General features: G+C 73.9%; 16 protein-coding genes and 2 pseudogenes. 13 read left to right on the top strand and 5 right to left on the bottom strand.

What is annotated here, in order from left to right; genetic code table 11:
* Positions 1-61 precede the first annotated feature (61 nt).
* The 10 genes from cysC (at position 62) to AB0399_RS33690 (ending at position 12145) form a co-directional block, all read left to right on the top strand.
* A complete protein-coding gene (gene cysC, locus AB0399_RS33735) occupies positions 62-676 on the top strand; it encodes an adenylyl-sulfate kinase (RefSeq protein ID WP_366413881.1) in 615 nt (204 codons plus the stop codon).
* A complete protein-coding gene (gene cysD / locus AB0399_RS33730) occupies positions 673-1608 on the top strand; it encodes a sulfate adenylyltransferase subunit CysD (protein WP_366413875.1) in 936 nt (311 codons plus the stop codon). Before cysC ends, cysD begins: the two co-directional genes overlap by 4 nt.
* Before the next feature lie 2 nt (positions 1609-1610).
* Positions 1611-2957 carry a GTP-binding protein gene (locus AB0399_RS33725; RefSeq protein WP_328470513.1) on the top strand — a complete coding sequence of 449 codons (1347 nt, stop codon included), beginning with the start codon at positions 1611-1613 and terminating at the stop codon, positions 2955-2957.
* Positions 2958-3314: 357 nt separating this feature from the next.
* The gene (locus tag AB0399_RS33720) at positions 3315-4445 is read left to right on the top strand and encodes an aliphatic sulfonate ABC transporter substrate-binding protein (protein ID WP_366413880.1); all 1131 of its coding nucleotides are present in this window, start codon (positions 3315-3317) and stop codon (positions 4443-4445) included.
* A gap of 201 nt (positions 4446-4646) precedes the next feature.
* The gene (locus AB0399_RS33715; RefSeq protein ID WP_328470512.1) at positions 4647-5441 is read left to right on the top strand and encodes an ABC transporter ATP-binding protein; all 795 of its coding nucleotides are present in this window, start codon (positions 4647-4649) and stop codon (positions 5439-5441) included.
* The gene (locus AB0399_RS33710) at positions 5428-6375 is read left to right on the top strand and encodes an ABC transporter permease (RefSeq protein WP_329363786.1); all 948 of its coding nucleotides are present in this window, start codon (positions 5428-5430) and stop codon (positions 6373-6375) included. Before AB0399_RS33715 ends, AB0399_RS33710 begins: the two co-directional genes overlap by 14 nt.
* Positions 6376-6377: 2 nt before the next feature.
* Positions 6378-7163, top strand: coding sequence for a sirohydrochlorin chelatase (locus tag AB0399_RS33705; RefSeq protein ID WP_329363788.1), 786 nt, complete (start codon positions 6378-6380; stop codon positions 7161-7163).
* Between the two features lie 298 nt (positions 7164-7461).
* The gene (locus tag AB0399_RS33700) at positions 7462-9708 is read left to right on the top strand and encodes an MMPL family transporter (RefSeq protein WP_366413879.1); all 2247 of its coding nucleotides are present in this window, start codon (positions 7462-7464) and stop codon (positions 9706-9708) included.
* Positions 9709-9787: 79 nt separating this feature from the next.
* Positions 9788-10873 (top strand): sigma-70 family RNA polymerase sigma factor, encoded by a 1086-nt coding sequence (locus tag AB0399_RS33695; RefSeq protein WP_329363790.1) that lies wholly within the window; start codon positions 9788-9790, stop codon positions 10871-10873.
* Between the two features lie 408 nt (positions 10874-11281).
* A complete protein-coding gene (locus AB0399_RS33690; protein WP_366413874.1) occupies positions 11282-12145 on the top strand; it encodes an aminoglycoside phosphotransferase family protein in 864 nt (287 codons plus the stop codon).
* A 163-nt stretch (positions 12146-12308) separates the two neighbouring features.
* Here the strand turns inward: AB0399_RS33690 and AB0399_RS33685 are convergent, their stop codons facing one another.
* Together AB0399_RS33685 and AB0399_RS33680 are read right to left on the bottom strand one after the other, a co-directional pair.
* Positions 12309-13022, bottom strand: a complete 714-nt coding sequence (locus tag AB0399_RS33685) for a 3'-5' exonuclease (protein WP_328470507.1) — start codon at positions 13020-13022, stop codon at positions 12309-12311.
* Positions 13023-13150: 128 nt separating this feature from the next.
* On the bottom strand, positions 13151-14389 hold the full coding sequence (locus AB0399_RS33680) for an SAV2148 family HEPN domain-containing protein (protein WP_329373815.1): 1239 nt from the start codon (positions 14387-14389) through the stop codon (positions 13151-13153).
* Between the two features lie 259 nt (positions 14390-14648).
* Between AB0399_RS33680 and glgX the strand changes: the two genes are divergently transcribed.
* Both glgX and AB0399_RS33670 read left to right on the top strand, forming a co-directional pair.
* Positions 14649-16787, top strand: coding sequence for a glycogen debranching protein GlgX (gene glgX / locus AB0399_RS33675; protein ID WP_329363795.1), 2139 nt, complete (start codon positions 14649-14651; stop codon positions 16785-16787).
* Positions 16788-16949: 162 nt separating this feature from the next.
* A complete protein-coding gene (locus AB0399_RS33670) occupies positions 16950-19568 on the top strand; it encodes an alpha-amylase family glycosyl hydrolase (RefSeq protein WP_366413873.1) in 2619 nt (872 codons plus the stop codon).
* Between the two features lie 232 nt (positions 19569-19800).
* On the opposite strand, the pseudogene AB0399_RS33665 reads toward AB0399_RS33670, so the two are convergent.
* From AB0399_RS33665 to AB0399_RS33655, 3 genes and pseudogenes are all read right to left on the bottom strand, one after another.
* Positions 19801-20109: pseudogene (locus AB0399_RS33665) on the bottom strand (leucine zipper domain-containing protein); the annotation flags it as partial.
* 330 nt (positions 20110-20439) lie between these two features.
* Positions 20440-22542, bottom strand: coding sequence for a BTAD domain-containing putative transcriptional regulator (locus tag AB0399_RS33660; RefSeq protein ID WP_366413872.1), 2103 nt, complete (start codon positions 22540-22542; stop codon positions 20440-20442).
* Positions 22543-22551: 9 nt separating this feature from the next.
* On the bottom strand, positions 22552-22740 hold the full coding sequence (locus tag AB0399_RS33655; RefSeq protein ID WP_328470503.1) for a hypothetical protein: 189 nt from the start codon (positions 22738-22740) through the stop codon (positions 22552-22554).
* 183 nt (positions 22741-22923) lie between these two features.
* Between AB0399_RS33655 and AB0399_RS33650 the strand changes: the two are divergent.
* Positions 22924-23751, top strand: a pseudogene (locus tag AB0399_RS33650) (alpha/beta fold hydrolase); the annotation flags it as partial.
* Positions 23752-23842: the final 91 nt, after the last annotated feature.

Below are 23842 nucleotides of genomic sequence, written 5' to 3'. Positions count from 1 at the left end.
CACCGGGCCGACGGCCAGCGGGCCGACGGCCACCGGGCCGACGTCCACCGAGCCCACGACCATCGAGCCCGAGACGACCGAACCGACGACCACCGAGTCGACGAACCAGGAGGACCGGATGAGCGGCGGAGCCACGGTATGGCTCACCGGGCTGCCCAGCGCGGGCAAGACGACCATCGCCACCGCGTTGGCGGAGCAGCTGCGCGCCGAGGGCCGGCGGGTCGAGGTGCTGGACGGCGACGAGATCCGCGAATTCCTCTCCGCCGGGCTCGGCTTCACCCGCGAGGACCGGCACACCAACGTGCAGCGGATCGGCTTCGTCGCCGAACTGCTCGCCTCACACGGCGTGTTGGTGCTGGTCCCGGTGATCGCGCCCTACTCCGACAGCCGCGAGGCGGTCCGCAAGCGGCACCAGAGCCGCGGCACCGACTACGTCGAGGTGCACATCGCCACCCCCGTGGACGTCTGCGCGGTGCGCGACGTCAAGGGGCTGTACGCCAAGCAGGCCGCGGGCGAGCTGACCGGGCTCACCGGGGTCGACGACCCGTACGAGGTACCGCAGCACCCCGATCTGCGCGTCGAGACCCAGGGCAGCAGCGTCGCGCAGTCGGCGGCCGCCGTGTACGCGTACCTCGGGGACAGCGGCCGCATCGCCAGCGAAAGAGGTAGGGCATGACGACGACCGTCGCGCAGAGCGGGGCGACCGCCAGTCCGTACGCGCTCACGCACCTGGACGCGCTGGAGTCGGAGGCGGTGCACATCTTCCGCGAGGTCGCGGGCGAGTTCGAGCGGCCGGTGATCCTCTTCTCCGGCGGCAAGGACTCGATCGTGATGCTGCACCTGGCGTTGAAGGCGTTCGCGCCGGCCACGGTGCCGTTCTCGCTGCTGCACGTCGACACCGGCCACAACTTCCCCGAGGTGCTGGAGTACCGGGACCGTACGGTCGCCGAGCACACCTTGCGGCTGCACGTCGCGAAGGTGCAGGACTACATCGACGACGGGCGGCTGCGCGAGCGCCCGGACGGCACCCGCAACCCGCTGCAGACCGTGCCGCTCACCGAGGCGATCCAGCAGCACCGCTTCGACGCGGTGTTCGGCGGCGGCCGGCGCGACGAGGAGAAGGCGCGCGCCAAGGAGCGGGTCTTCTCGCTGCGCGACGAGTTCTCCCAGTGGGACCCGCGCCGCCAGCGCCCCGAGCTGTGGTCGCTCTACAACGGCCGGCACGCCCCCGGCGAGCACGTGCGGGTCTTCCCGCTCTCCAACTGGACCGAGCTGGACGTGTGGCAGTACATCGCCCGGGAGCACATCGCGCTGCCGGAGATCTACTTCGCGCACCGGCGGGAGGTCTTCAACCGGGCCGGCATGTGGCTGACCGCGGGCGACTGGGGCGGCCCGAAGGCCGACGAGCCGGTGCAGACCCGGCTGGTGCGCTACCGCACCGTCGGCGACATGTCCTGCACCGGCGCGGTCGACTCCGACGCCACCACACTCGAAGCGGTGATCACCGAGATCGCCGCCTCCCGGCTCACCGAGCGGGGCGCCACCCGCGCCGACGACAAGATGTCCGAGGCCGCGATGGAAGACCGCAAGCGCGAGGGGTACTTCTAGCCATGACCGGCACCACGAGCCCGATCACCGCCGAGCAGCTGTCGGCCACCACCCTGCTGCGCTTCGCCACCGCCGGCTCCGTCGACGACGGCAAGTCCACGCTGGTCGGGCGGCTGCTGCACGACTCCAAGTCGGTGCTCACCGACCAGTTGGAGGCAGTGCAGCGGGCGTCCCTGGTGCGCGGGCAGCAGGCCCCCGACCTGGCGCTGCTCACCGACGGCCTGCGCGCCGAGCGCGAGCAGGGCATCACCATCGACGTCGCCTACCGCTACTTCGCCACCGCCCGGCGGCGGTTCATCCTCGCCGACACCCCCGGGCACGTGCAGTACACCCGCAACATGGTCACCGGCGCGTCCACCGCCGAACTGGCCGTGGTGCTGGTGGACGCCCGCAACGGCGTGGTCGAGCAGACCCGCCGGCACGCCGCGGTCGCCGCGCTGCTGCGGGTGCCGCACGTGGTGCTGGCGGTCAACAAGATGGACCTGGTCGACTACGCCGAGCCGGTGTTCGCCGCGATCGCCGAGGAGTTCACCGCGTACGCGGCCTCGCTCGGCGTGCCGGACGTCGCCGCCATCCCGATCTCCGCGCTCACCGGGGACAACGTGGTGGAGCCGTCGGCGAACATGGACTGGTACGGCGGCCCGACGGTGCTGGAGCACCTGGAGACCGTCCGGGTCGGCCACGACCTGACCGGCTGCCCGCCGCGCTTCCCGGTGCAGTACGTGATCCGGCCGCAGACCGCCGAGCACCCCGACTACCGCGGCTACGCCGGGCAGATCGCCTCCGGGCTGCTGCGGGTCGGCGACCCGGTGACGGTGCTGCCCTCGGGCCGGACCACCACGATCGCCGGGATCGACGCGCTCGGCACCGCGGTGGACACCGCGTGGGCCCCGCAGTCGGTGACCGTGCTGCTCACCGACGACGTGGACGTCTCCCGCGGCGATCTGATCGCGCCGACCGCCCACGCGCCGGCCGTCACCCAGGACATCACCGCCACCGCGTGCCACCTGCACGAGCGGCCGCTGCGGGTCGGCGAGCGGGTGCTGCTCAAGCACGCCACCCGCACGGTGAAGGCGATCGTGAAGGAACTGCCGTACCGGATCGACCTGTCGCACGGCCTCGCCCACGAGGAGAACCCGGCGGCGCTGGAGGTCAACGACATCGGCGCGGTGGTGCTGCGCACCGCGGAGCCGCTGCCGGTGGACGCCTACGCCGAGTCGCGGCTGACCGGGTCGTTCCTGCTCATCGACCCCGCCGACGGCGCCACGCTGACGGCCGGCATGGCGGGCGAGCCGTTCGCCGCCCGCCCCCAGGCCCCGGCCGCCGACGACGACGGATGGGACTTCTGACGGTGTCGGATCTGGCTCAGGAAGCCTTCTCGGGCTTCGCGAAGGAAGGCGGGCGGGTCGGCAGCGGCCGGCTCGGCGCCGGGACGGGCGGGGTCGCACGATGTGCGGGCTGACCCGCCCGGCCGCGGCCCGCACCACCGCCGCGGCCACCGCCGTACGCCGCGCACACCGCGCTCCTGCCGGGTGCGCCGCGTACCCGCTCCGTCCGCCGTACCCGAGACGCACCCGCCGTGCCCGGCACGCCCTGCCGCGGCACCGCTTCCGAGGACCTGACGCCACTCCGGCCGCGCCCTAGCCCCATCGGGCGCGACACGCCGGGCCTTACGAAGGGACACACCCGTGTCTGCCCTGCCCCGCATATCCGCCCCACGCGCCTCCCGCCGCCGCAGACTCGTCGCCACGGCCGCCGCGCTGCCGATCCTCTTCGGCGCTCTTTCCGCCTGCGGCTACGGCTCCAGCAAGTCGGACGACGACGCCACCACCGCACCGGCCGCCGCCGGCGGCAGCGCGAGCGCGAAGAAGCTCTCCACCGACGAGGTGAAGATCGGCTACTTCCCGAACCTCACCCACGCCACCGCCCTGGTCGGCCTGAAAGAGGGCTTCTTCCAGCAGGAGTTGGGCAGCACCAAGATCAAGCAGTCCACCTTCAACGCGGGCCCCGCGGAGATCGAGGCGCTCAACGCCGGCTCGATCGACATCGGCTGGATCGGCCCCTCGCCGTCCATCAACGGCTACACCCAGTCCAAGGGCTCCGACCTGAAGATCATCTCCGGGTCGGCCTCGGGCGGCGTCAAGCTGGTGGTCAACCCGAAGAAGATCAAGACCATCGCGGATCTCAAGGGCAAGAAGATCGCCACCCCGCAGCTGGGCAACACCCAGGACGTGGCGCTGCTGAACTTCATCAGGTCCAAGGGCTGGAAGGTCGACGCGCAGAGCGGCAAGGGCGACGTGTCGGTGGTCCGCACCGACAACTCGCTGGCCCCGCAGGCGTACGCGAGCGGTTCCATCGACGGCGCGTGGGTGCCGGAGCCCACCGCGTCGAAGCTGGTGGACGAGGGCGCGAAGGTGCTGCTCGACGAGAGCACGCTGTGGCCGAACAAGCAGTTCGTGATCACCAACGTGATCGTGTCGCAGAAGTTCCTCAAGGCGCACCCCGACGTCGTCGAGGCGGTGCTGCGCGGCTCGGTGAAGACCAACGCGTGGATCAACGCCAACCCCGACAAGGCGAAGGCGGACGCGAACACCCAGATCAAGGCGCTGACCCAGAAGTCGCTGCCGGCCAGCCAGCTCGACCCGGCGTGGAAGTCCATCCAGGTGCTCGACGACCCGCTGGCGGACACCGCCAAGGCCGAGGCGGAGCACGCGGTGTCGGCGGGCCTGCTCAAGGCGCCGAAGCTGGACGGGATCTACGACCTCACGCTGCTCAACAAGGTCCTCAAGGAGCAGGGCAAGCCGACGGTGAGCGCCGCCGGGCTCGGCACGCAGTAGCCCCCCCCCGCTCCGCGCGGCCGGGCCCGACGGCCCGGACGGCCCGGCCGCGCGGCAGGTCAGCGCACCTCAGCAGGCGTCAGCACAGCTCAGCACCGCGGCCTCGCGGCCCCACCGCGAAGCCGTACCGCGGCACCGCACTCCGCCGCACCCGACCGACCCCATCCCATGCGCAACCGAGGACCCCAGGAGGTGACCACCATGGCCGACACCCTCACCGGCCCCGCGGCACCGCCGGCGGGACCCGCCGGGTACGCCGCGCGCATCGACCATGTTTCGAAGGCGTTCGGCAGGCCCGGCGCCCAGCAGCTCGTGCTGGACGACATCACGCTCGACGTGGCGCCGGGTGAGTTCGTCTGCCTGCTGGGTGCCTCGGGGTGCGGCAAGTCCACCCTGCTGAACCTGGTGGCCGGGCTGGACAAGCCCTCGGCCGGCGCGATCGACGCGCCCGGCGGGCGGCCCGCGCTGATGTTCCAGGAGCACGCGCTGTTCCCGTGGCTGACCGCGGGCAAGAACATCGAACTGGCGCTGCGGCTGCGCGGGGTGCCGCGCGAGGAGCGCAGGGCCGAGGCCGAACGGCTGCTGTCCCTGGTCCGGCTCGGCGACGCGTACGGCAAGCGGGTGCACGAGCTGTCCGGCGGGATGCGGCAGCGGGTGGCGCTGGCCCGGGCGCTCGCCCAGGACAGCCAACTGCTGCTGATGGACGAGCCGTTCGCAGCGCTCGACGCGATCACCCGGGACGTGCTGCACGACGAGCTGACCCGGATCTGGTCCGAGACCGACCTGTCGGTGCTGTTCGTGACGCACAACGTGCGCGAGGCGGTCCGGCTCGCCCAGCGGGTCGTGCTGCTGTCCTCCCGGCCCGGCCGGATCAACCGGGAGTGGACCATCGACATCCCGCAACCGCGCCGTATCGAGGACGCGGGCGTGGCCGACCTGTCCATCGAGATCACCGAAGAACTCCGGGGGGAGATCCGCCGCCATGGCCAGCACTGACACCGGAGCGAAGGACACCGCGCCGCTCGACGGGAACGAGCGGGCGGACGACGAGGCGCGCGCCGAGCGGTCGGCGCGCGACCTGTCCGGCCTGGAGGCCGGCCTGGACGCGCTGGAGACCGTCTCCGTCGGCCGCACCCCGGTCGGGCAGGTGCTGCTGAAGAAGGTGCTGCCGCCGCTCAGCGCGGTCGTGCTCGTGCTGGTGGTGTGGCAGCTGTGCGTGTGGGGCAAGGTCGCCGACCCGACGAAGCTGCCCAGCCCGCACGCGGTGTGGCAGGAGCTGGTGGACCGGTGGAACGCCGGCGACCTGTTCTCGATCATCTGGACCAGCGTGGAGCGCGGCCTGCTCGGCTTCCTCGCCGCGCTGGTGATCGGCACCCCGCTGGGTCTGCTGGTCGCCCGGGTGCCCTTCGTCCGGGCCGCCATCGGGCCGATCCTGTCCGGGCTCCAGTCGCTGCCGTCGGTGGCGTGGGTGCCGGCCGCGGTGATCTGGCTGGGCCTGAGCGACTCGGCGATGTACGCGGTGATCCTGCTCGGCGCGGTCCCCTCGATCGCCAACGGCCTGGTGGCCGGCATCGACCAGGTCCCACCGCTGTACCTGCGGGCGGGCCGCACCATCGGCGCGACCGGGCTGCGCGGCGCCTGGTTCATCCTGCTGCCCGCGTCCCTGCCGGGCTACGTGGCCGGGCTGAAGCAGGGCTGGGCGTTCTCCTGGCGCTCCCTGATGGCCGCCGAGCTGATCGCCTCCTCGCCCGATCTGGGCGTGGGGCTGGGCCGCTACCTGGAGAACATGCGCGAGGCGTCCGACATGGCCGGCGTCTTCCTCGGCATCCTGCTGATCCTCGTGGTGGGCATAGCGATCGACCTGATCGTCTTCAGCCCGCTGGAGCGCTGGGTGCTGCGCAGCCGCGGCCTGACCGCGAGGGCCCAGTAGCCGTGCGCCCGCCCCGTACGGACCCGCCCGCGCTGCTGGTGATCGCGCACGGCTCGCGCGACCCGCGGCACGCCGCGACCGTACGGGCGCTGACCGCGCGGGTGGCGGCGGCCCGGCCGGGGCTGCGGGTGGACACCGCGTTCCTCGACTTCGACGCGCCGTCGGTGCCGGACGCCGTACGGCGGCTGGCGGCCGACGGCGTGTCCGACGCGGTGGCGCTGCCTCTGCTGCTGACCCGGGCGTTCCACGCCAAGACCGACATCCCGGCGGTGCTGGCCGAGTCGGCGGCCGAACTGCCGGGTCTGCGGCTGCGCACCGCGGCCGTGCTCGGCCCCTCGCCGCTGCTGACCGCCGCCCTGGAGCGGCGGCTGCGGGCGGCCGGGGTGCGGGCCCGTGACCGGGCCGGGACCGGCGTCGTCCTGGCGTCGGCCGGCTCCACCGACCCGGAGGCGAGCGCGGTGATCGCAGCAATCGCGCGGGAGTGGCGGCGTACCGGTTGGTGCGCCGTGCGGCCCGCGTTCGCCTCCGCTTCCCTGCCGCGCACCGAGGACGCGGTGCGCGCGCTGCGCGCGGAAGGGGTGCGCCGGATCGCGGTGGCACCGTACGTGCTCGCGCCCGGGTTCCTGCCGGACCGGATCGCCCGGGGCGCGCGGGAGGCGGGCGCGGACGTGCTCGCCGACGTCCTCGGCCCGGCACCCGAGGTGGCCGAGCTGCTGCTGCGCCGGTACGACGAGGCCCGCCTCGGGGCCCCTACCGCGCTCCCCCTCGGCCGTCTCGCCCTCGCCTGACCCGCCCGCGCCCCCGCGCCGACCTGCGATCACGCCTTCGCACCGGCCCGCCCCCTCAGCCATTACGTGTAAGGGGCAGCCGCCAAGATGATCAGGGCTTACCCTTCCGGTCGAAGGGGGGCTTTCCCCACCCCTGAGAGGGAGAACGCCTCACCTGAAGTCACCAGTTGGCCGGATGGGTCGGCGCCCCCTGGACTCGTAGCGTCATGGGTGGAAAGAGCGGCAGGTCACAGGCCGCCACCCAGGACGATCCTTCAAGGGGGACACCGTGAGTCGCGCTCGCGCACACGGCAGCAGAATGGGCATCGCGGCGGCCATGGGCGGCTGGAGCGCCCGGCACCGCTGGGCGGCGGTCGGCGGTTGGCTGCTCTTCGTCATCGCGGTCATGGTGATCGGCCAGTCCGTGGGCCGCTCCGACATCGACGAGAACCGGTCGATGGCCGGCGAGGTCAACCAGGCCGCGACCATCACCGACGACGCCGGGCTGAAGGACAAGGCGTCCGAGATGGTGCTGGTGCAGACCGCGCACGGCAGCGTCACCGACCCGGCGGTCCGCACCGCGGTCGACGACGTGATGGGCGCGGTGCGCTCCACCGGCCTCGCGACGGCGATCACCTCGCCGTACGACACCCAGGCCATCTCCAAGGACCACCACTCCGCGCTGGTCCGCTTCGACATGCGCGGGTCCGCCGACGACGCCCCCGACCATGTGCAGCCGGTGCTCGACGCGGTCGCCAAGACCCAGAGCGCCCACAAGGACCTGCGGATAGAGGAGTTCGGCGACGCCAGCGGCGAGCACGCGGTCGACAACGCCTTCGGCAGCGACTTCAAGACCGCGGAGTACTCCGCGGTGCCGGTCGCGCTGGCCATCCTGCTGATCGCGTTCGGCGCGCTGGTCGCCGCGCTGCTGCCGGTCGCGCTGGCGATGACCGCGTTCCTCGGCGCGGGCGGGGTGGTCGCCCTGGTCAGCCACGCCATCCCGATGAGCGACACCGCCAACTCGGTGATGCTGCTGGTGGGCCTGGCGGTCGGCGTCGACTACTGCCTGTTCTACCTGCGCCGGGAGCGCGAGGAGCGCGCCGCGGGCCACGACGCCGAGACCGCGCTGCGGATCGCCGCGGCCACCTCCGGCCGGGCCATCCTGATCTCCGGGTTCACCGTGATCGTGGCGATGGCCGGGATGCTCTTCACCGGCATCGGCGACTTCAAGGCGATGGGCATGGCCACGATGATCGTGGTGGCGATCGCGATGTTCGGCTCGGTGACGGTGCTGCCCGCGCTGCTGTCGCTGCTCGGCCAGCGGGTCGAGAAGGGCCGCATCCCGTTCATCGGCCGCAAGTCCCGTGGCCACGGCCGCGGCCACGCCCCGGCGGCGAACAACGGCAGCCGCTTCTGGCGGACCGTGCTGCGGCCGGTGCTGCGCAACCCGAAGGCCGCGACCCTGATCGCCGGCGGCGCCCTGGTGGCCCTCGCGATCCCGGCGTTCTCGATGCACACCGCGAACCTGTCCACGTCGCAGGAACTGGGCGACAGCCTGCCGATCATCAAGACCTACGAGCACATCAACACCGCCTTCCCCGGCGGTCCCGACCCGGCGCACGTGGTGGTCAAGGCCGACGCGATCAACTCGCCGCAGGTCAAGAAGGCCATCGCCGACTTCCGCGCCGAGGCGGTCAGTTCGGGCGCCAGCACCGGCCCGGTCACCGTCACCGTGCACGGCCCGCAGAACGTCGCGCGGATCGACGTGCCGCTGGCCGGCGGCAGCGACCGGTCCAAGGCCGAGGCCGACGTGCGGCTGCTGCGCGACCACGTGCGGCCCGACACGCTCGGCAAGCTCGACGGGGTCCAGGCGCCGATCACCGGTGACACCGCCTCGTCGATGGACTTCACCCACAAGATCACCAGCAGCGTGCCGCCGGTGTTCGCGTTCGTGATCGTCTTCGCCTTCCTGCTGATGCTGCTCTCCTTCCGGTCCCTGACCATCGCGCTGACCTCGATCGCGCTGAACCTGCTGTCGGTGGGCGCGGCCTACGGGGTGCTGAGCCTGGTCTTCCAGCACGGCGTCGGCGCCTCGCTGGTCGGCGCGCACAGCAGCGGCGCCGTGGTGGCCTGGCTGCCGCTGTTCCTCTTCGTGATCCTCTTCGGGCTGAGCATGGACTACCACGTGTTCGTGGTCTCCCGAATCCGCGAGGCGCGGATGCGCGGCCTGACCACCAAGGCCGCGATCGAGCACGGCATCACCACCACCGCGGGCGTGGTCACCAGCGCCGCCGTCATCATGGTCGCGGTCTTCGCGATCTTCGGGACGCTGTCGATGCAGAGCATGAAGCAGATGGGTGTCGGCCTGGCCTTCGCGGTGCTGATCGACGCCACCGTGATCCGCGGGGTGCTGCTGCCGGCGGTGATGACGCTGCTCGGCGAGCGGAACTGGTACCTGCCGCGGTGGATGCGGCGGATGCCCGACCTGACCCACGACGAGTCGGTGCTGCCGCTGCCGCCGGTCGCCGAGAGCCGGCCGCCCCTGCCGGTCCCGGACCGCGTCTGACCAGCACCGACAGACCCACAGTGCCCCCGCGCCGCGTCGGCTCGGGGGCACTGTCGGTGCCCGCGGGTACGGTGGGCCCATGAGCGTACGGCAGAGCGCGAGCAGGGCCGCGACGGCCGGGTCGACCCGGTCCGGCGGTGGGATCGAGGAGCGCCTGGAGGCGCACCGGGCCGAGTTGACCGGGTACTGCTATCGCATGCTCGGCTCCGCCTTCGAGGCCGAGGACGCGGTGCAGGAGACCATGGTGCGGGCCTGGCGGGGCGCCGACGGCTTCGAGGGCCGCGCGAGCCTGCGCTCGTGGCTGTACCGCATCGCGACCAACGTCTGCCTGGACAGCCTGAAGGCGGGCAAGCGCCGGGCCCGGCCGATGGACCTGTCGCCGGCCTCGCGGGCCGACGCGGCGCTGCCGGACCGCACCCCCGAGACGGACTGGGTGGAGCCCGTGCCGGACCTGCGGGCACTGCCGTCGGCGGGCGACCCGGCCGACGTGGTGGTCTCCCGCGAGAGCATCCGGCTGGCCTTCGTGGCCGCCCTCCAGCACCTGCCGCCGCGGCAGCGGGCCGTGCTGATCCTGCGCGAGGTGCTGGCCTGGAAGGCGAGCGAGACCGCCGAACTCCTCGGCACCACCGTCGCGTCGGTCAACAGCGCCCTGCAGCGCGCCCGCGCCACCCTGGCGGACGCCGGGCTCTCCGACACCCGCCCGGCCGCGCCCGAGGGCTCCCAGGGCGCCCAGAGCGCCCCGGCGACGGCCGCCATGGACAAGGAGCGGCAGGCCCTGCTGGACCGCTATGTCGACGCCTTCGAGCGGTACGACCTCGACGCCCTCACCAGCCTGCTGCACGAGGACGCCACCATGACCATGCCGCCGTACCCGCTGTGGCTGCGGGGGACCGGGGAGATACGCGCGTGGCTCGCCGGCACCGGCCGTGAATGCGAGGGCTCCCGGCTGCTGCCGGTCGCGGCGAACGGCGCACCCGGTTTCGGCCAGTACCGCCGCGACCCGTCCGGGCACGGCCACCGCGCGTGGGCGCTCCAGGTGCTCGACATCTCAGACGGGCGCGTCACCGGGCTCAACTCGTTCCTGGACACCGAACGGCTCTTCCCGCTCTTCGGGCTCCCACTCGAACTGCCCGGCGAGCCCGGCGAGTTCGAGCAGCCCACGTAGCGGGGCCGAGGCGCCGCGCAGCCGCACCCGGTGGCCGGCCCGGCGAGCGGCCAGCGCGACGTGGGCCAGCGCGGACAGCGTGGCCCGGTCGGCGGCGAGGCCGGACACGTCCAGGGACACCACCGCCATCGCCCCTCCTCGGTTTTCGCGTCCCGCATCCCGTTTCCTGTCCCGTTTCGGTCACCCGAACGGGCCTGCACGTGATACGACCAGTGCCGGGGTCGTAACTCATCGGTACTACGGGTACGTATTCGCGGCAGGTTTCGGCGGACTTCCCGGAAATCCGCAGCGAATCCACCGAGTGCGGGTGCGAGACTTGCCGTTGCCCCGCCGCATGGCCGATTCCTCCGGCATATGCGAACGGGCGGTGCGGGTGGGCCGCATGGGCAGAGAAGCGAGAGGCTGGGCATGGCGGACGCGGTGTTCACGCAGGACCGGGCGCGGGCGGTGCTGGACGCTGCCGGGCACCGGGAGGCCGACCTGCTCTCCTTCGGGGAGAACGCGGTCTTCGCCGCCGGGCGGCTGGTGATCAAGGTGGGGCGCGGCGCCGATCTGCTGGACCGGGCCAAACGCGAGGTGCGCACCGCGGATTGGCTCGCCAAGCACGACGTGCCCGCGGTGCGCTCCGCCGAGTCCGAGGTGCGGCTGGTGGAGGGGCACCCGATCACGTACTGGCAGCGGCTGCCGGAGTCCCTGCGGCCCGCCGCGACCGTCGACGTGGCACCGCTGCTGCGGCTCGTCCACGCCCTGCCGGAACCGGACTTCGGGTTGCCGCCGCGGGATCTGCTGGCCGGGGTGGAGCGGTGGCTGCGGGCGGCCGGCGACGCGGTGGACCCGGCCGACACGGCGTATCTGCGCCGCCGCAGGGACGCTTTCGCGCAGGCCGCGGCCGACCTCGTGCCGCGCCTGCCGCGCGGCCCGATCCACGGCGACGCGCTCCCCCGCAATGTGCATATCGGGCCGGACGGGCCCGTCCTGGTCGACCTGGAGACCTTCTCCTCCGACCTGCGCGAGCATGACCTGGTGGTCCAGGCGCTCAGCCGCGACCGCTACGGGGTGCCCGCCGCGGACTACGACGCCTTCACCGCCGCCTACGGCTGGGACGTCACCACCTGGGACGGCTACGAGGCGCTGCGCGGCGCCCGGGAGACCGCGGGGTGCGCCTGGGTCGCCCAGCACGCCCCGGCAAACCCCGCGGCCCGCACGGAGTTCCGCCGGCGCGTGGCCTCGCTCCGCGCGGAGGACCCGTCCGTACGGTGGTATTCCTTCTAGCGCGGCGACCGGACAACGTGGCGGCCCCGTGCGGTCCGCTGCGGTCTGACGGTGCGTTGCGGCCGGCCGCAAGGTCCGGCACTCACGTGGCCGGGCAGGCCGGGGGTGCGGGGGCACCCTGAACTCCGTACGCCGAGAACTTCACGCGCTCACGGCGGAGCCGTCACCCGTGGACCGGGTGGGCCGGGCGGAGGGGCCAGTGCGGGTCCACCACAGCGGCGGCGTCCTTGCGGCGAAGCCATCCCTGGAAGTCCTCGGCCCACGCGGCGTACCAGAGCCGTTGGCGCTCCTGGAGGTCCCACAGATCGGCCTCGCCCGCCTCGGCGAACCTCAGCGCGACCGCCCGGGCCACCCGGACCGCCGCGAGGGCGTCGGCGCCCGCCTCGTGGGCGCCGTCGAGCACCACGCCGTACACCGCGCACGCGGCCTCCAGCGTGCGCTTGCCGCGCCGGTAGCGGTCGAGCGCGCGGTCGATGACGAGCGGGTCGATCACCGGCCCCGCGGTCCCCTCGCCGGAGGCGAGCCTCGGCAGTGCGTACCGCGCCAACTCCTCGTCCAGAAGGGTGAGATCGAAGGGCGCGTTGTAGACGACGACGGGCACCCGGGCCGCCCAGTAGCCGCGCAGCGCGTCCGCGACCTCGGCGACCACCTCGGGTGCGGGCCGCCCGTGCGCGGTCGCCCGCTCGGTGCTGACGCCGTGTATGGCGGTGGTCTCCGCCGGGATCGGCACGCCCGGGTCGGCGAGCCAACTGCGGCGCCGCACCGGCTCCCCCGCCTTGACCTCGGTGACCGCCGCGGTCACGATGCGGGCCTGCCGCGGATCGGTCCCCGTGGTCTCCAGGTCGAAGCCGACCAGCAGATCCTCGTGCCATGCCATGGCGTGTCCTTCCAGCCGTTCTCCCCCGTGTGCCCTGCCATCATCGCCTGACCCACTGACACTCCCGGCAGCCGGGCAGCACCGTTCCGGCGCCCGCGGCGTGGTAGGGCCGGTCCTTCGCCGGCGGGTCAGGACACCGGACGGGAGTCGGTCCAGATGCCCTCGAACTCCTCGCGGTAGACGTCGAACAGGCCGCCCTCGGCCGGCTTGTCGTCGTTGACCACCCGCCGGGTGCCGCCGCGCAGCACCAGCACCGGCACCTCCATACCGCGGGCCCGCCGCAGGTAGGTCTGCACCACCGCGAGGCCGTCGGTGCTGTCCCCGTCCACGAGGTACGCGGTGAAGCGCGGTGTCTCGTCGAACACCTGGATCTCGAACGCGCCCTGGTCGCGCACCCGGGCGCGGACCCGCCGCATGTGCAGGATGTTCATCTCCACCGACCGGCTCAGCTCGCCGCGCCCGAGGCCGAGTTCGCGCTCGCGGCGGCGCACCGCGCTGCTGGCCGGGTTGAGGAAGAGCAGCCGCACCCGGCAGCCGGACTCCGCGAGCCGGACCAGCCGCCGCCCGGAGTAGTTCTGCACCAGCAGGTTCAGGCCGATGCCGACCGCGTCCAGCCGTCTGGCTCCGGCGAAGAGGTCCTCGACCGGCAGTTGGCGCTGGAGCCGTACCCGGTCGGGGTAGACGCCGACCACGTCGGAGTAGCGGTCGGCGACCAGCTCCTCCACCGCGTCCACCGGCAGCCGCTGCTTGGCCGTACGCGAGGGTCCCGAGCCCAGCAGCTCCAGCAGCCGCGCGGAGGAGCGCTCGACCTGGTCCAGCACGGTGCGCGACAGCGCCCGGTTGCGGGAGACCACGTGCCGGGCCACTTCCAGCTCGTCCAGGGCGAGTTCGAGCTCGCGCCGGTCGTCGAAGTACGGCTCGAAGCACGGCCAGTGCTGCACCACCAGCTCGCGGAGCTGGGGCAGCGTCAGGAAGCTGAGGACGTTGTCGTCGGCGGGGTCGAGCAGGAAGCCCTTGCGGCGGCTGACCTCGCGGACCGCGACGGCCCGCTGCACCCACTCGTGGCCGGCCGGTCCCGCGGCGGCGACCACCCACTCCTCGCCGTGCACCGGCTCGTAGATCGGCCGCAGCACCGCGTTGACCACGGCCCGCAGCCGCTGCTCGACGAGGTTGAGCCACACGTAGGCCCGGCCGGCCCGGCGGGCGCGGGTACGCACCTCGGCCCACGCGTCGGCGCCCCAGTCCAGTTCCGCGCCGATCTCCAGCGGCGCGGCGACGGAGACCACGCCTGGCAGCGTGGGCACCCCGTCGTCCGGGGCATCCCCCGTGACGTGCCGGTCACCCTGCTCACCGCCACCCGGGAGCATCAGACCTCCGGACGTCACCACGTCACCGCCTCCCACCCCCGTCCACGATCAAGGAAGGGTACTGCGGTGCGGGGGGTGTCGCAGCCGGAACGACCCTACTTGACTACTAGCAGACAACCCCATCAGCCGTTCCGTCGCAGGCCGTTGCCGCAGTGTCACCCTCGGGAGGGAGCGGGATGGGAGGATGCTGTCGCAACGTCACTGCCGGTCGTGCGGCAACCCGCCGCGCGGCCGGTCCCCGGAGCGGAAGAGTCCTCACATGCAAGTCTGGCCGGGTCAGTCGTACCCGCTCGGTGCCACCTTCGACGGCGCGGGCACCAACTTCGCCGTCTTCTCCGAGGTGGCCTCGCGGATCGAGCTGTGTCTCCTGCAGGACGACGGCTCCGAGACGGCGGTGGAACTGCGGGAGGCGGACGCCTTCGTCCGGCACGCCTACCTGCCCGGGGTGATGCCCGGCCAGCGGTACGGCTTCCGGGTGCACGGGCCGTACGACCCGGCCCGCGGGCACCGCTGCAACTCCGCGAAGCTGCTGCTGGACCCGTACGCCAAGGCGGTGAGCGGCGGCATCGACTGGGACGAGGCGGTCTACGGCTACCGCTTCGGGCAGCCCGACTCCCGCAACGACCTGGACTCCGCCCCGCACACGATGTCGTCGGTGGTGGTCAATCCGTACTTCGACTGGGCCGAGGACCGCCCGCCGCGCATCGACTACCACAAGACGGTCATCTACGAGGCGCACGTCAAGGGCCTGACGATGACCCACCCGGGGCTGCCGGAGGAGATCCGCGGCACCTACGCGGCGCTGGCGCACCCGTCGGTGATCAGCCATCTCGTCGAACTCGGCGTCACCACCCTCGAACTGATGCCGGTGCACCAGTTCATCCAGGACCACCGGCTGGCCGACGCCGGGCTGGCCAACTACTGGGGCTACAACACCATCGGCTTCTTCGCCCCGCACAACGGCTACTCCTCGCTGGGCGACCGCGGCCAGCAGGTGCTGGAGTTCAAGACCGCGGTGCGCGCGCTGCACCGGGCGGGCATCGAGGTGATCCTCGACGTGGTCTACAACCACACCGCCGAGGGCAGCCACCTGGGCCCCACGCTGTCGCTGCGCGGCCTGGACAACGCGTCGTACTACCGGCTCGGCGGCGACAAGCGCTACTACACGGACACCACCGGCACCGGCAACAGCCTGCTGATGCGCAGCCCGCACGTGCTCCAGCTGATCATGGACAGCCTGCGCTACTGGGTGACCGAGATGCACGTCGACGGGTTCCGGTTCGACCTGGCGGCCACGCTGGCCCGGCAGTTCCACGAGGTGGACCGGCTGTCGTCCTTCTTCGACCTGGTGCAGCAGGACCCGGTGGTCTCCCAGGTGAAGCTGATCGCCGAGCCGTGGGACGTCGGCGAGGGCGGCTACCAGGTCGGCAACTTCCCGCCGCTGTGGACGGAGTGGAACGGCAAGTTCCGTGACACGGTGCGCGACCTGTGGCGCGGCGAGAGCGCCACGCTGGCGGAGTTCGGCTCGCGGCTGACCGGCTCCTCCGACCTCTACCAGGACGACGGCCGCCGCCCGCTCGCCTCGATCAACTTCGTCACCTGCCACGACGGCTTCACCCTGCGCGACCTGGTGTCGTACAACGACAAGCGCAACGACGCCAACGGCGAGGGCAACCGGGACGGCGAGAGCTTCAACCGGTCGTGGAACTGCGGCGCCGAGGGGCCGACCGAGGACCGGGCGGTGCAGGCGCTGCGGCTGCGCCAGATGCGGAACTTCATCGCCACCCTGATGCTCTCGCAGGGCGTGCCGATGCTCAGCCACGGCGACGAGTTCGGCCGCACCCAGCGCGGCAACAACAACGTCTACTGCCAGGACAACGAACTGGCCTGGATCGGCTGGCCCGGCAAGCCCGGCAGCAGCGAGGCCGACGACGAGGCGCTGAAGCTGCACGAGTTCGTCAAGACGATGGTGTGGCTGCGCCGCGACCACGCGGTCTTCCGGCGCCGCCGCTTCTTCCACGGCCGGCCGGTGCAGGGCACCCACGACGAGCTGTCGGACATCGCCTGGTTCACCCCCGACGGGCGGGAGATGACGCAGCGGGACTGGCAGGCCGCGCACGCCAGGTCGCTGGTGGTGTTCCTGAACGGCAACGCGATCTCCGAGCCGGGCCCGCGCGGGGAGCCGGTCACCGACGACTCGTTCCTGCTGCTGTTCAACGCGGCGCCGCGCGCCCTGGAGTTCGTGCTGCCGGTCAACCACGGCAAGGAGTGGCAGCTCGTGATCGACACCGAGCGGCCGGACGGGGTGCCGCCGGGCGGCGGTGAGAAGGTCAGGGGCGGGGACTCCCTGCTGCTGGCCGACCGCAGCATCGTGGTGCTCCAGCGGCCCCCGGACTGACCGGCGCTGACCCGTACGGGTGACATGCGGCGGCCGCCCGGGTGACAGCGGGCGGCCCGGCTCGGGTGGCGCGCAGGGGCGGGCGGGCCGCGTCGGGTGGCGCGGGCCGGTTCGGGCCGGTCTGGCGCGCCTGTTCGGCCGATCCGGGGTAGAGAAGACCTCATGACGGCTTTCCCGGCGCCTCCTGTGGCGCCCGCCTCGACCTACCGGATACAGCTGCAGCCCCGGTTCACCTTCGCCGACGCGGCCGCCCGGGTCCCGTACCTGGCCGCGCTCGGCGTCACCCATCTGCACCTGTCGCCGGTCCTGGAGGCGGTGCCCGGCTCGACGCACGGGTACGACGTGGTGGACCACACCCGGGTGCGCGCGGAGCTGGGCGGCGAGCAGGGGCTGCGGGAGCTGTCCGCGCGGGCCCGGGCGCACGGCATGGGCCTGGTGCTGGACGTGGTGCCGAACCACATGGCGGTGCCGGCGCCGGAGCACCTCAACGGTCCGCTGTGGGAGGTGCTGCGGGACGGCCCCGGCTCGCGGTACGCCGACTGGTTCGACATCGACTGGGCGGAGCGCGGCGGGCGGGTGCTGCTGCCGGTGCTGGGCGAGCCCCTGCCGGACGTGCTGGGCGAGCTGGCGGTGGTGGCCGACAAGCGCGCCGAGCGGGCGGAGGAGGGCGCGGGAGGGGCCCAGGCGGGCACGGGAGCGGCGGCAGGGGCGGGTTCCGGGGGCGGCAAGGTGCTGGCGTACTACGAGCACCGCTTCCCGCTGCGGGCCGGCACCGAGGAGCTGCCGCTGCCGGAGCTGGTGGCCGCGCAGCACTACGAACTGGCGTACTGGCGGGCGGCGCGCACCGAGCTGAACTACCGCCGCTTCTTCACCATCTCCGACCTGATCGCGGTCCGCGTGGAGCGGCCGGAGGTGTTCGAGGCGACCCACGCGACGGTGCTGCGGCTGCTGCGGGAGGGCGTCGCCGAGGGGCTGCGGATCGACCATCCGGACGGGCTCGCCGACCCGGCGGGCTATCTGGAGCAGTTGGCGCGGGCGAGCGGGGGCCGCTGGACGGTGGTGGAGAAGATCCTCCAGCGCCGGGAGCAGCTGCCGGCGGACTGGCGGTGCGCGGGCACCACCGGATACGACGCGCTCGACCGGATCGACGGGCTGTTCACCGATCCGCGCGGGGCAGCCCAAGTGGCCGACTTCTACCGCGAGTTCACCGGGGTGTCGGACGACGCGGGGGGGCGCTGGCAGCCGACGGTACGGCGGGCCGCGTACCGGGTGGTGGGCCGGGACCTGGCCGCGGAGGTCGCGCGGCTGGTGCGCGGCGCGGACCGGGCCCAGCGGGCGCACCAGATGGCGGGCTCCGCCGCGGAGGTAAGCCCCGCCCACCAGGACAACACCCCTTACGTCAGGACCGACCACCAGGAGGTCGACCCTTACGCGCCGCCCTACGCGCAGGAGGTCCTGGCGGACGCGCTGCGCGAACTGCTGGTGCGCATCCCGGTCTACCGCTCCTACGTCCGGCCCGGCGCCGAGCCCGCGGACGCCGACGTCATCATGCTCACCCATGCCGCGAAGCGGGCGATCGGCGACTGCGGACGGCGCCTGGCCCCCGCGCTCGGCATGCTCCGCGACCTCGCGCTCGGCCGGCTCGACGCGGCCGGCTGCGCCCCCGGCCCGGACGCCGACGACTTCGTCGTCCGCTTCCCGCAGGTCGCCTCCGCGCTGCACGCCAAGTCCGTCGAGGACGCCGCGTTCTACCGGTACGGCCCGCTGCTGCCGCTGTGCGAGGTCGGCCGCGATCCCGGGTCGCCGGCCGTCTCCCCCGAGCAGTTCCACGCCTACTGCGAGCAGAGGCGGCGCACCCTGCCCGCCACCGGCACAGTGCTGTCCACCCACGACACCAAGCACGGCGCCGATCTGCGGCTGCGGCTGGCGGTGCTGTCCGAGTGCCCGGACGCCTGGCGGGAGTGGCTGACCGCGGGATCGAGCCGCGGCGGGCGAAGCGGTGCCGCCGCGCCCGACCGGCACACCGAGTACACGGTCTACCAGACCGCGCTCGGCCTCGGCTCCGGCGACCCCGACCGGCTGGTGCCCGCCGCCCTGAAGTCCGTACGCGAGGCGGGCCTGCGCACCACCTGGACCGAGCAGGACGGGGACTACGAGACGGCGGTCGCCGACTTCACCCGCGAGGGCCCGTGCGGGGCGCGGCTTGACGACGTGGGCACGTTCACCGCGGGCCTGGAGCCGTACGCCACCGCGAACTCGCTCGGCGCGGCCCTGCTGCACCTGACCATGCCCGGCGTGCCCGACCTCTACCAGGGCACCGAGTTCCCCGTGTACACGCTCGTCGACCCCGACAACCGCGGCCCGCTGGGCGAGGCCGAGCCCGGCACGGTGCGGACCGGCGTCGACCGCGCCCTGGAGCGGGTGCTGGACGGCGCCGAGCCGCAGGGCCCCGACGAGGTGAAGCTGCGGCTGACCGCCGTCGCGCTGCGGCTGCGCCGCGACCACCCCGAGTGGTACGGCCCGCAGGCCGGCTACGCCCCGCTGGGCGCCGACGGCCCGGCCGCGGCGCACTGCGTGGCCTTCGTCCGCGGCGGCGCGGCCCTGACCGTGGTGACGCGGCTGTCCCGGCGGCTGGAGGAGTCCGGCGGGTGGCGCGGCAGCGTCCTGCCGCTGCCGCCGGGCCGCTGGCACGACCGGATCGGCGGCACCGTCCACGAGGGAGCGGTCCCGCTCGCCGACCTCCTCGGCACCTCCCCGGTGGCGCTGCTCACCCGCGAGTGACGACCTGGTGCACGAGAGGCGGTGGATCGGCGAGCGGCGTCATGGGGCTTCGGATGCAAGGCGCCGAAGGGTCCTCAGGGCGGTTTCCTGAGGGCGTTTCGGCAACACCGCAGACGGAGTCGCAGGGCGTGCCGGGCCCGCCGCCGCTCGCGCACCAGGTCCTTCAAGCGCCTCGCGGCGCCCCGACCCGCCCGGCTGCTCCGGGTTCCCCCGCCTGCGGCGGGCCGCCCACGTGGACGGTCGAGGCGGGCCGGCCAAGGATCGGGCCGATCCGGGCCGGGCCCAGCTTGCGTGCCTGGCGCAGCTCGCAGACCCGGGCCTCCACCACGGCAGGGGCGCGGTGCGGTGTCCTGCGCGGGCGGCTGGACCGGCCGGCCAGGCCCGCGTCGCCCTCGGCCCGCCAACGGGCCACCCACTCGCAGGCGGTGGCCCGCGACGCACCCCTCTCGGCCGCGACACGGGCGGCCGGACGGCCCGACAGCACCCGCTCGACCAGGATTCGCCCGCCGTGAACAGTCAGCGGGGCATGACGGTGGGACACGAAGACCTCCGTGCGTGGTGTGGAGCCCGGACACCCCCACCACACCGGAGGTCCTCGCCATGATCAAGGCCCCGTGTCGACAACGCCCATGATCGATACAGCTGGGCCGTGTTGGGGAAGGAGCGCCGTCCGCCCGAAGGGCGGGGCCCGTGGCGTCTGGCGCTCCCCACAGCCTTCGGCGCGACAGGGTGCCCCCGATCGCAAGGCGGAGGGTTGTCCTCGTAGGGGGCCTCCTCGGACCAGCCCGACGACGAAGCGTGAGTGCCAGGCGCCACGGGAGGGGGCGCCTCCCCCGCTCAAGGCAGGGCGGAGGGACTTCCCCAACACGGCCTAACCGTCCGACACCGCGTCGATCGCGGCCAGATGACGGGCCACCGGGCCGGCGGTGAACATGCCCGTGCCCGCACCCGCGAGTTCGCCCGCGGCCGGCAGCAGGCGGGCGCGCGCCTGGCGCAGGGCGGGCAGGTCGCCCAACTCCGCGGCGAGAACGGCCTGGAGGCAGCACAGCGCCTCGTACGTGAGGTCGGCGGGCGGCTCGGGGAGCGCGCGCAGCGCGTCGCGGGCGTCGTCGCGGCGGCCGGCGCGAAGCAGCAGGAAGGGCTCGGCCCAGGGCCGGTACGGTCCCCAGTCCGCGCCGGGTTCCGCCTGCTCGGCGGCGGCTGCGACGGCCCCGGCACCGGCACCGGCACCGGCGCCTTCGGCGAGGGGCAGGCAGAGCAGCGCGAGGGGCAGCAGGCCGCGCCGTACCCCTGGCATGCCCGCGCCCTCGAGCCGTGCGTCGGCGGCCCGGTAGGCGGCCTCGGCCGGCCCCGGCCGCCCGGCGACGGCGAGCCGCAGCGCGGCGTACCACTCGGTGAAGACCCCGACCAGCGGCAGTTCGTGCCGCTCGGCCAGGCGGTCGGCGGCCGCGGCGTGCGCGTCGGCGGCGGGGAGGTCGGCGAGCGCCGCGCGCGCCTGCATCCGGATCAGGTGCCCGAGCACCTCGAAGGTGGCCAGGCCGTGCCGGGCGGCGAGCGCGACGAGTTCAGCGCCGACCGCGTCGCGGCGCGGCGCGAGGCCGGCGCGGGTGCAGGACTGCATGAACACGCCGTTGAGCGCGTACGCGAGCAGCGCGGGGTCGTCCAGCCGGCGCGCGGTCTCCTCGGCTTCCCGGGCCGCCTCGGGGCCGCGCGGGGAGCGGGTGCCGCGCATCTCGACCGCGATCGTGGCGAGCAGGCGGCAGCGCGCGACGTCGTACGGTGCCGCCGCGCCCGCGGAAGCGCCCCCGGGCAGCGGCCCCGCGGGCAGCGCGCTCGCAGGCAGCGCGGCAAGGGTGCGCTCCGCCGCGGCCACGATCCGCTCGGCCGCCTCCGGGTCGTCGCCGCGGGTCCAGATCGCGGGCACGTCGTAGCCGCCGATCACCCGCGTGGTCAGCTCGGGATCGCCGAGTTCCTCCGCCGCGGTGATCGCGGCGAGCCGGTGCCGCCGGGCCGCTTCGAGGCCGCCGCCCCCGGTGACCGCGAGGTTGCGGATCAGGCCGACGGTCGACTCCAGGCGGGCCCTGGCGCCACCGCCGACCGTACGGTCGTAGGCCGCGGCCGCCTGCCGCCACAGCCGGTCGGCGGCGGTGGCGGGCAGATCGGGGTCCGGGGCGGGATACGGGGCGTCGTACGGTTCCGGGCGCGGCGCCCGCGGCAGGTCCAGGTGCGGGTCCTGGGCCAGGATCTCCGCCTCCAGCCGGCGCAGCCGGGGCCCCGGGTCCACGCCCAACTGGCCGACCAGGAGGGCCCGCGCCCTGCGCAGCACCGCCAGCGCGTCGCCCTGGCGGCCGGTGCGGTACAGCGCGAGGGCCAGCAGCCGCCACGCGTCCTCACGCCACGGGTGCTCGGCCAGGTGCGCGTCCAGGTCGGGCACCGCTTCCGCGGCCAGGCCCAGCGCGAGCCTGGCCTCGGCCGCGCGTTCGCCGGCCTGGAGCCGGAGTTCGGCCAGCCGGGAGCGTTCGGCGCGGGCCCAGCGCGCGTCGGCGAACTCGGCGTAGGCCGGGCCGCGCCACAGGCCCAGCGCTTCGCGCAGCCGCTTCAGCGCCTGCCCGGGCGGCAGCGTGGCGGCGGCGCTCACCGCCGCCTCGAAGCGCCACGCGTCCACCGCGTCCGGCGCCGCGCGCAGCGCGTACCCGGGGCCCTCCGTCACCAGCAGCGTCGCCGGGGCTCTGGGCGGGCGGTCCGGTTCCAGCGCCTTGCGCAGCGCCGCCACGAACGTCTGCACGGCGCCCACCGCCCCCGCGGGCGGCTCCTCCCACAGGTCCTCGACCAGCCGGCCCACCGGCACCACCCGCCGCCGCGCCACCACCAGCCGCCCCACCACGGCCGCGTGCCGCGGTCCCCTCAGCGCGACCCGCTCCCCGCCCCGCTCCGCCACGACGGCCCCGAGCACCCCGAACTCCACCTCCGCCATCCCCCCACGCTAGTGGCCCCCGAGTTCCCCGCACCTCCCCGCCACCACGGTCCCGGCCCTCGCCCACAGCGTGAGCAGCCGGACGTACTCCTCGGTGCGTTCGGCACTGGCGGGGTGGTTCATGAGGGTCCGGATCTGGTCGTTGATCGCGGCCTCCGTCGGGCGCACGGTCTCCGCGGCGAGCAAGGTCGGGGGCACCGTCACAGGCTACGCGTCACCGGATAAACGGCCGATATACGCCCAGGTCAGGAGGTATGGGGAGAAGTGGCCGCCGGCCGGTGCCCCGCCGCCGGCGCTGATTCGTTGCTGATCGGGGCGCGGCAGGCTCGACATGTCAGAGATATCAGACGCACCCGCGGAACGAGACGAGAGCAGCGCACCATGGCACCGAGCATCCCGAACTTCGAGCAGCAGCGCGTCAAGGTCGCCGACGGCGTCACCCTGAACGTCGCGGTCGGCGGCGCCGGCCGCCCCCTCGTGCTGCTGCACGGCTTCCCGCAGACCCACCTGATGTGGCGGCACGTCGCCGCCGACCTCGCGGCGGACCACACCGTGATCTGCCCGGACCTGCGCGGCTACGGCGCGAGCGACAAACCCGCGGACCCGGACGGCACCGCGTACGGCAAGCGCACGATGGCCGCCGACACGGTGGCGCTGGCCCGGGCGCTCGGGCACGAGCGGTTCGCGCTGGCGGGGCACGACCGGGGCGCGCTGGTCGCGTTCCGGGCCGGTCTCGACCACCCGTCCGCGGTCACCCACCTGGCCTGCCTCGACGTGCTGCCGACGCTCGACATGTGGGCGGCGATGCGCGGCACCACGGCCGCGGTCGGCTTCCACCTGTACCTGATGGCGCAACCTCCGGGCCTACCCGAGCAGTTGATCGCGGGTGCGGCGGACGCGTTCTTCGGGCACTTCCTCGACGCCTGGACGGGCGACCCGGCCGCGATCCCGGCCGACGTGCGCGCCGCGTACCTCGACGCCTGCCGCGCCGCGATCCCGTCGATCGTCGCGGACTACCGCGCCTCCGCCGGGATCGACGTCACGCACGACCAGGCCGACCGCGACGCGGGGAACCGGCTGCGGATGCCGGTGGCCGTGCTGCAGCAGGACTGGGGCGCCGCGCTCGGCTACGACGCCCGGGCGCTGTGGGCCGCGTGGGCCCCCGACCTGGTGCACACCACCGTCGGCTGGGGCCATTTCATGGCGGAATGCGGCCGCTCCCGTGACACCGTCCGCCGCTCCGCCCTGGCCGGATGGGCCGGCTACGGCTACTGCGCCTCCCACTCCCGCTGGTTTTGGG

Origin of the sequence: Streptomyces sp. NPDC088194, assembly GCF_040702025.1 — a bacterium.
Taxonomy (GTDB): domain Bacteria; phylum Actinomycetota; class Actinomycetes; order Streptomycetales; family Streptomycetaceae; genus Actinacidiphila.
This window is presented reverse-complemented; position numbering and strand designations above follow the sequence as displayed.

Bases quoted from the DNA above. Each gene is read 5' to 3' on its own strand.
- AB0399_RS33680 (WP_329373815.1), bottom strand. From the start codon at position 14,389: ATGCTCCCGGGTGGCGGTGAGCAGGGTGACCGGCACGTCACGGGGGAT.
- AB0399_RS33710 (WP_329363786.1), top strand. From the start codon at position 5,428: ATGGCCAGCACTGACACCGGAGCGAAGGACACCGCGCCGCTCGACGGG.
- AB0399_RS33725 (WP_328470513.1), top strand. From the start codon at position 1,611: ATGACCGGCACCACGAGCCCGATCACCGCCGAGCAGCTGTCGGCCACC.
- AB0399_RS33685 (WP_328470507.1), bottom strand. From the start codon at position 13,022: ATGGCATGGCACGAGGATCTGCTGGTCGGCTTCGACCTGGAGACCACG.
- AB0399_RS33715 (WP_328470512.1), top strand. From the start codon at position 4,647: ATGGCCGACACCCTCACCGGCCCCGCGGCACCGCCGGCGGGACCCGCC.
- AB0399_RS33670 (WP_366413873.1), top strand. From the start codon at position 16,950: ATGACGGCTTTCCCGGCGCCTCCTGTGGCGCCCGCCTCGACCTACCGG.
- glgX (WP_329363795.1), top strand. From the start codon at position 14,649: ATGCAAGTCTGGCCGGGTCAGTCGTACCCGCTCGGTGCCACCTTCGAC.
- AB0399_RS33700 (WP_366413879.1), top strand. From the start codon at position 7,462: ATGGGCATCGCGGCGGCCATGGGCGGCTGGAGCGCCCGGCACCGCTGG.
- AB0399_RS33690 (WP_366413874.1), top strand. From the start codon at position 11,282: ATGGCGGACGCGGTGTTCACGCAGGACCGGGCGCGGGCGGTGCTGGAC.
- AB0399_RS33695 (WP_329363790.1), top strand. From the start codon at position 9,788: ATGAGCGTACGGCAGAGCGCGAGCAGGGCCGCGACGGCCGGGTCGACC.
- AB0399_RS33660 (WP_366413872.1), bottom strand. From the start codon at position 22,542: ATGGCGGAGGTGGAGTTCGGGGTGCTCGGGGCCGTCGTGGCGGAGCGG.
- cysD (WP_366413875.1), top strand. From the start codon at position 673: ATGACGACGACCGTCGCGCAGAGCGGGGCGACCGCCAGTCCGTACGCG.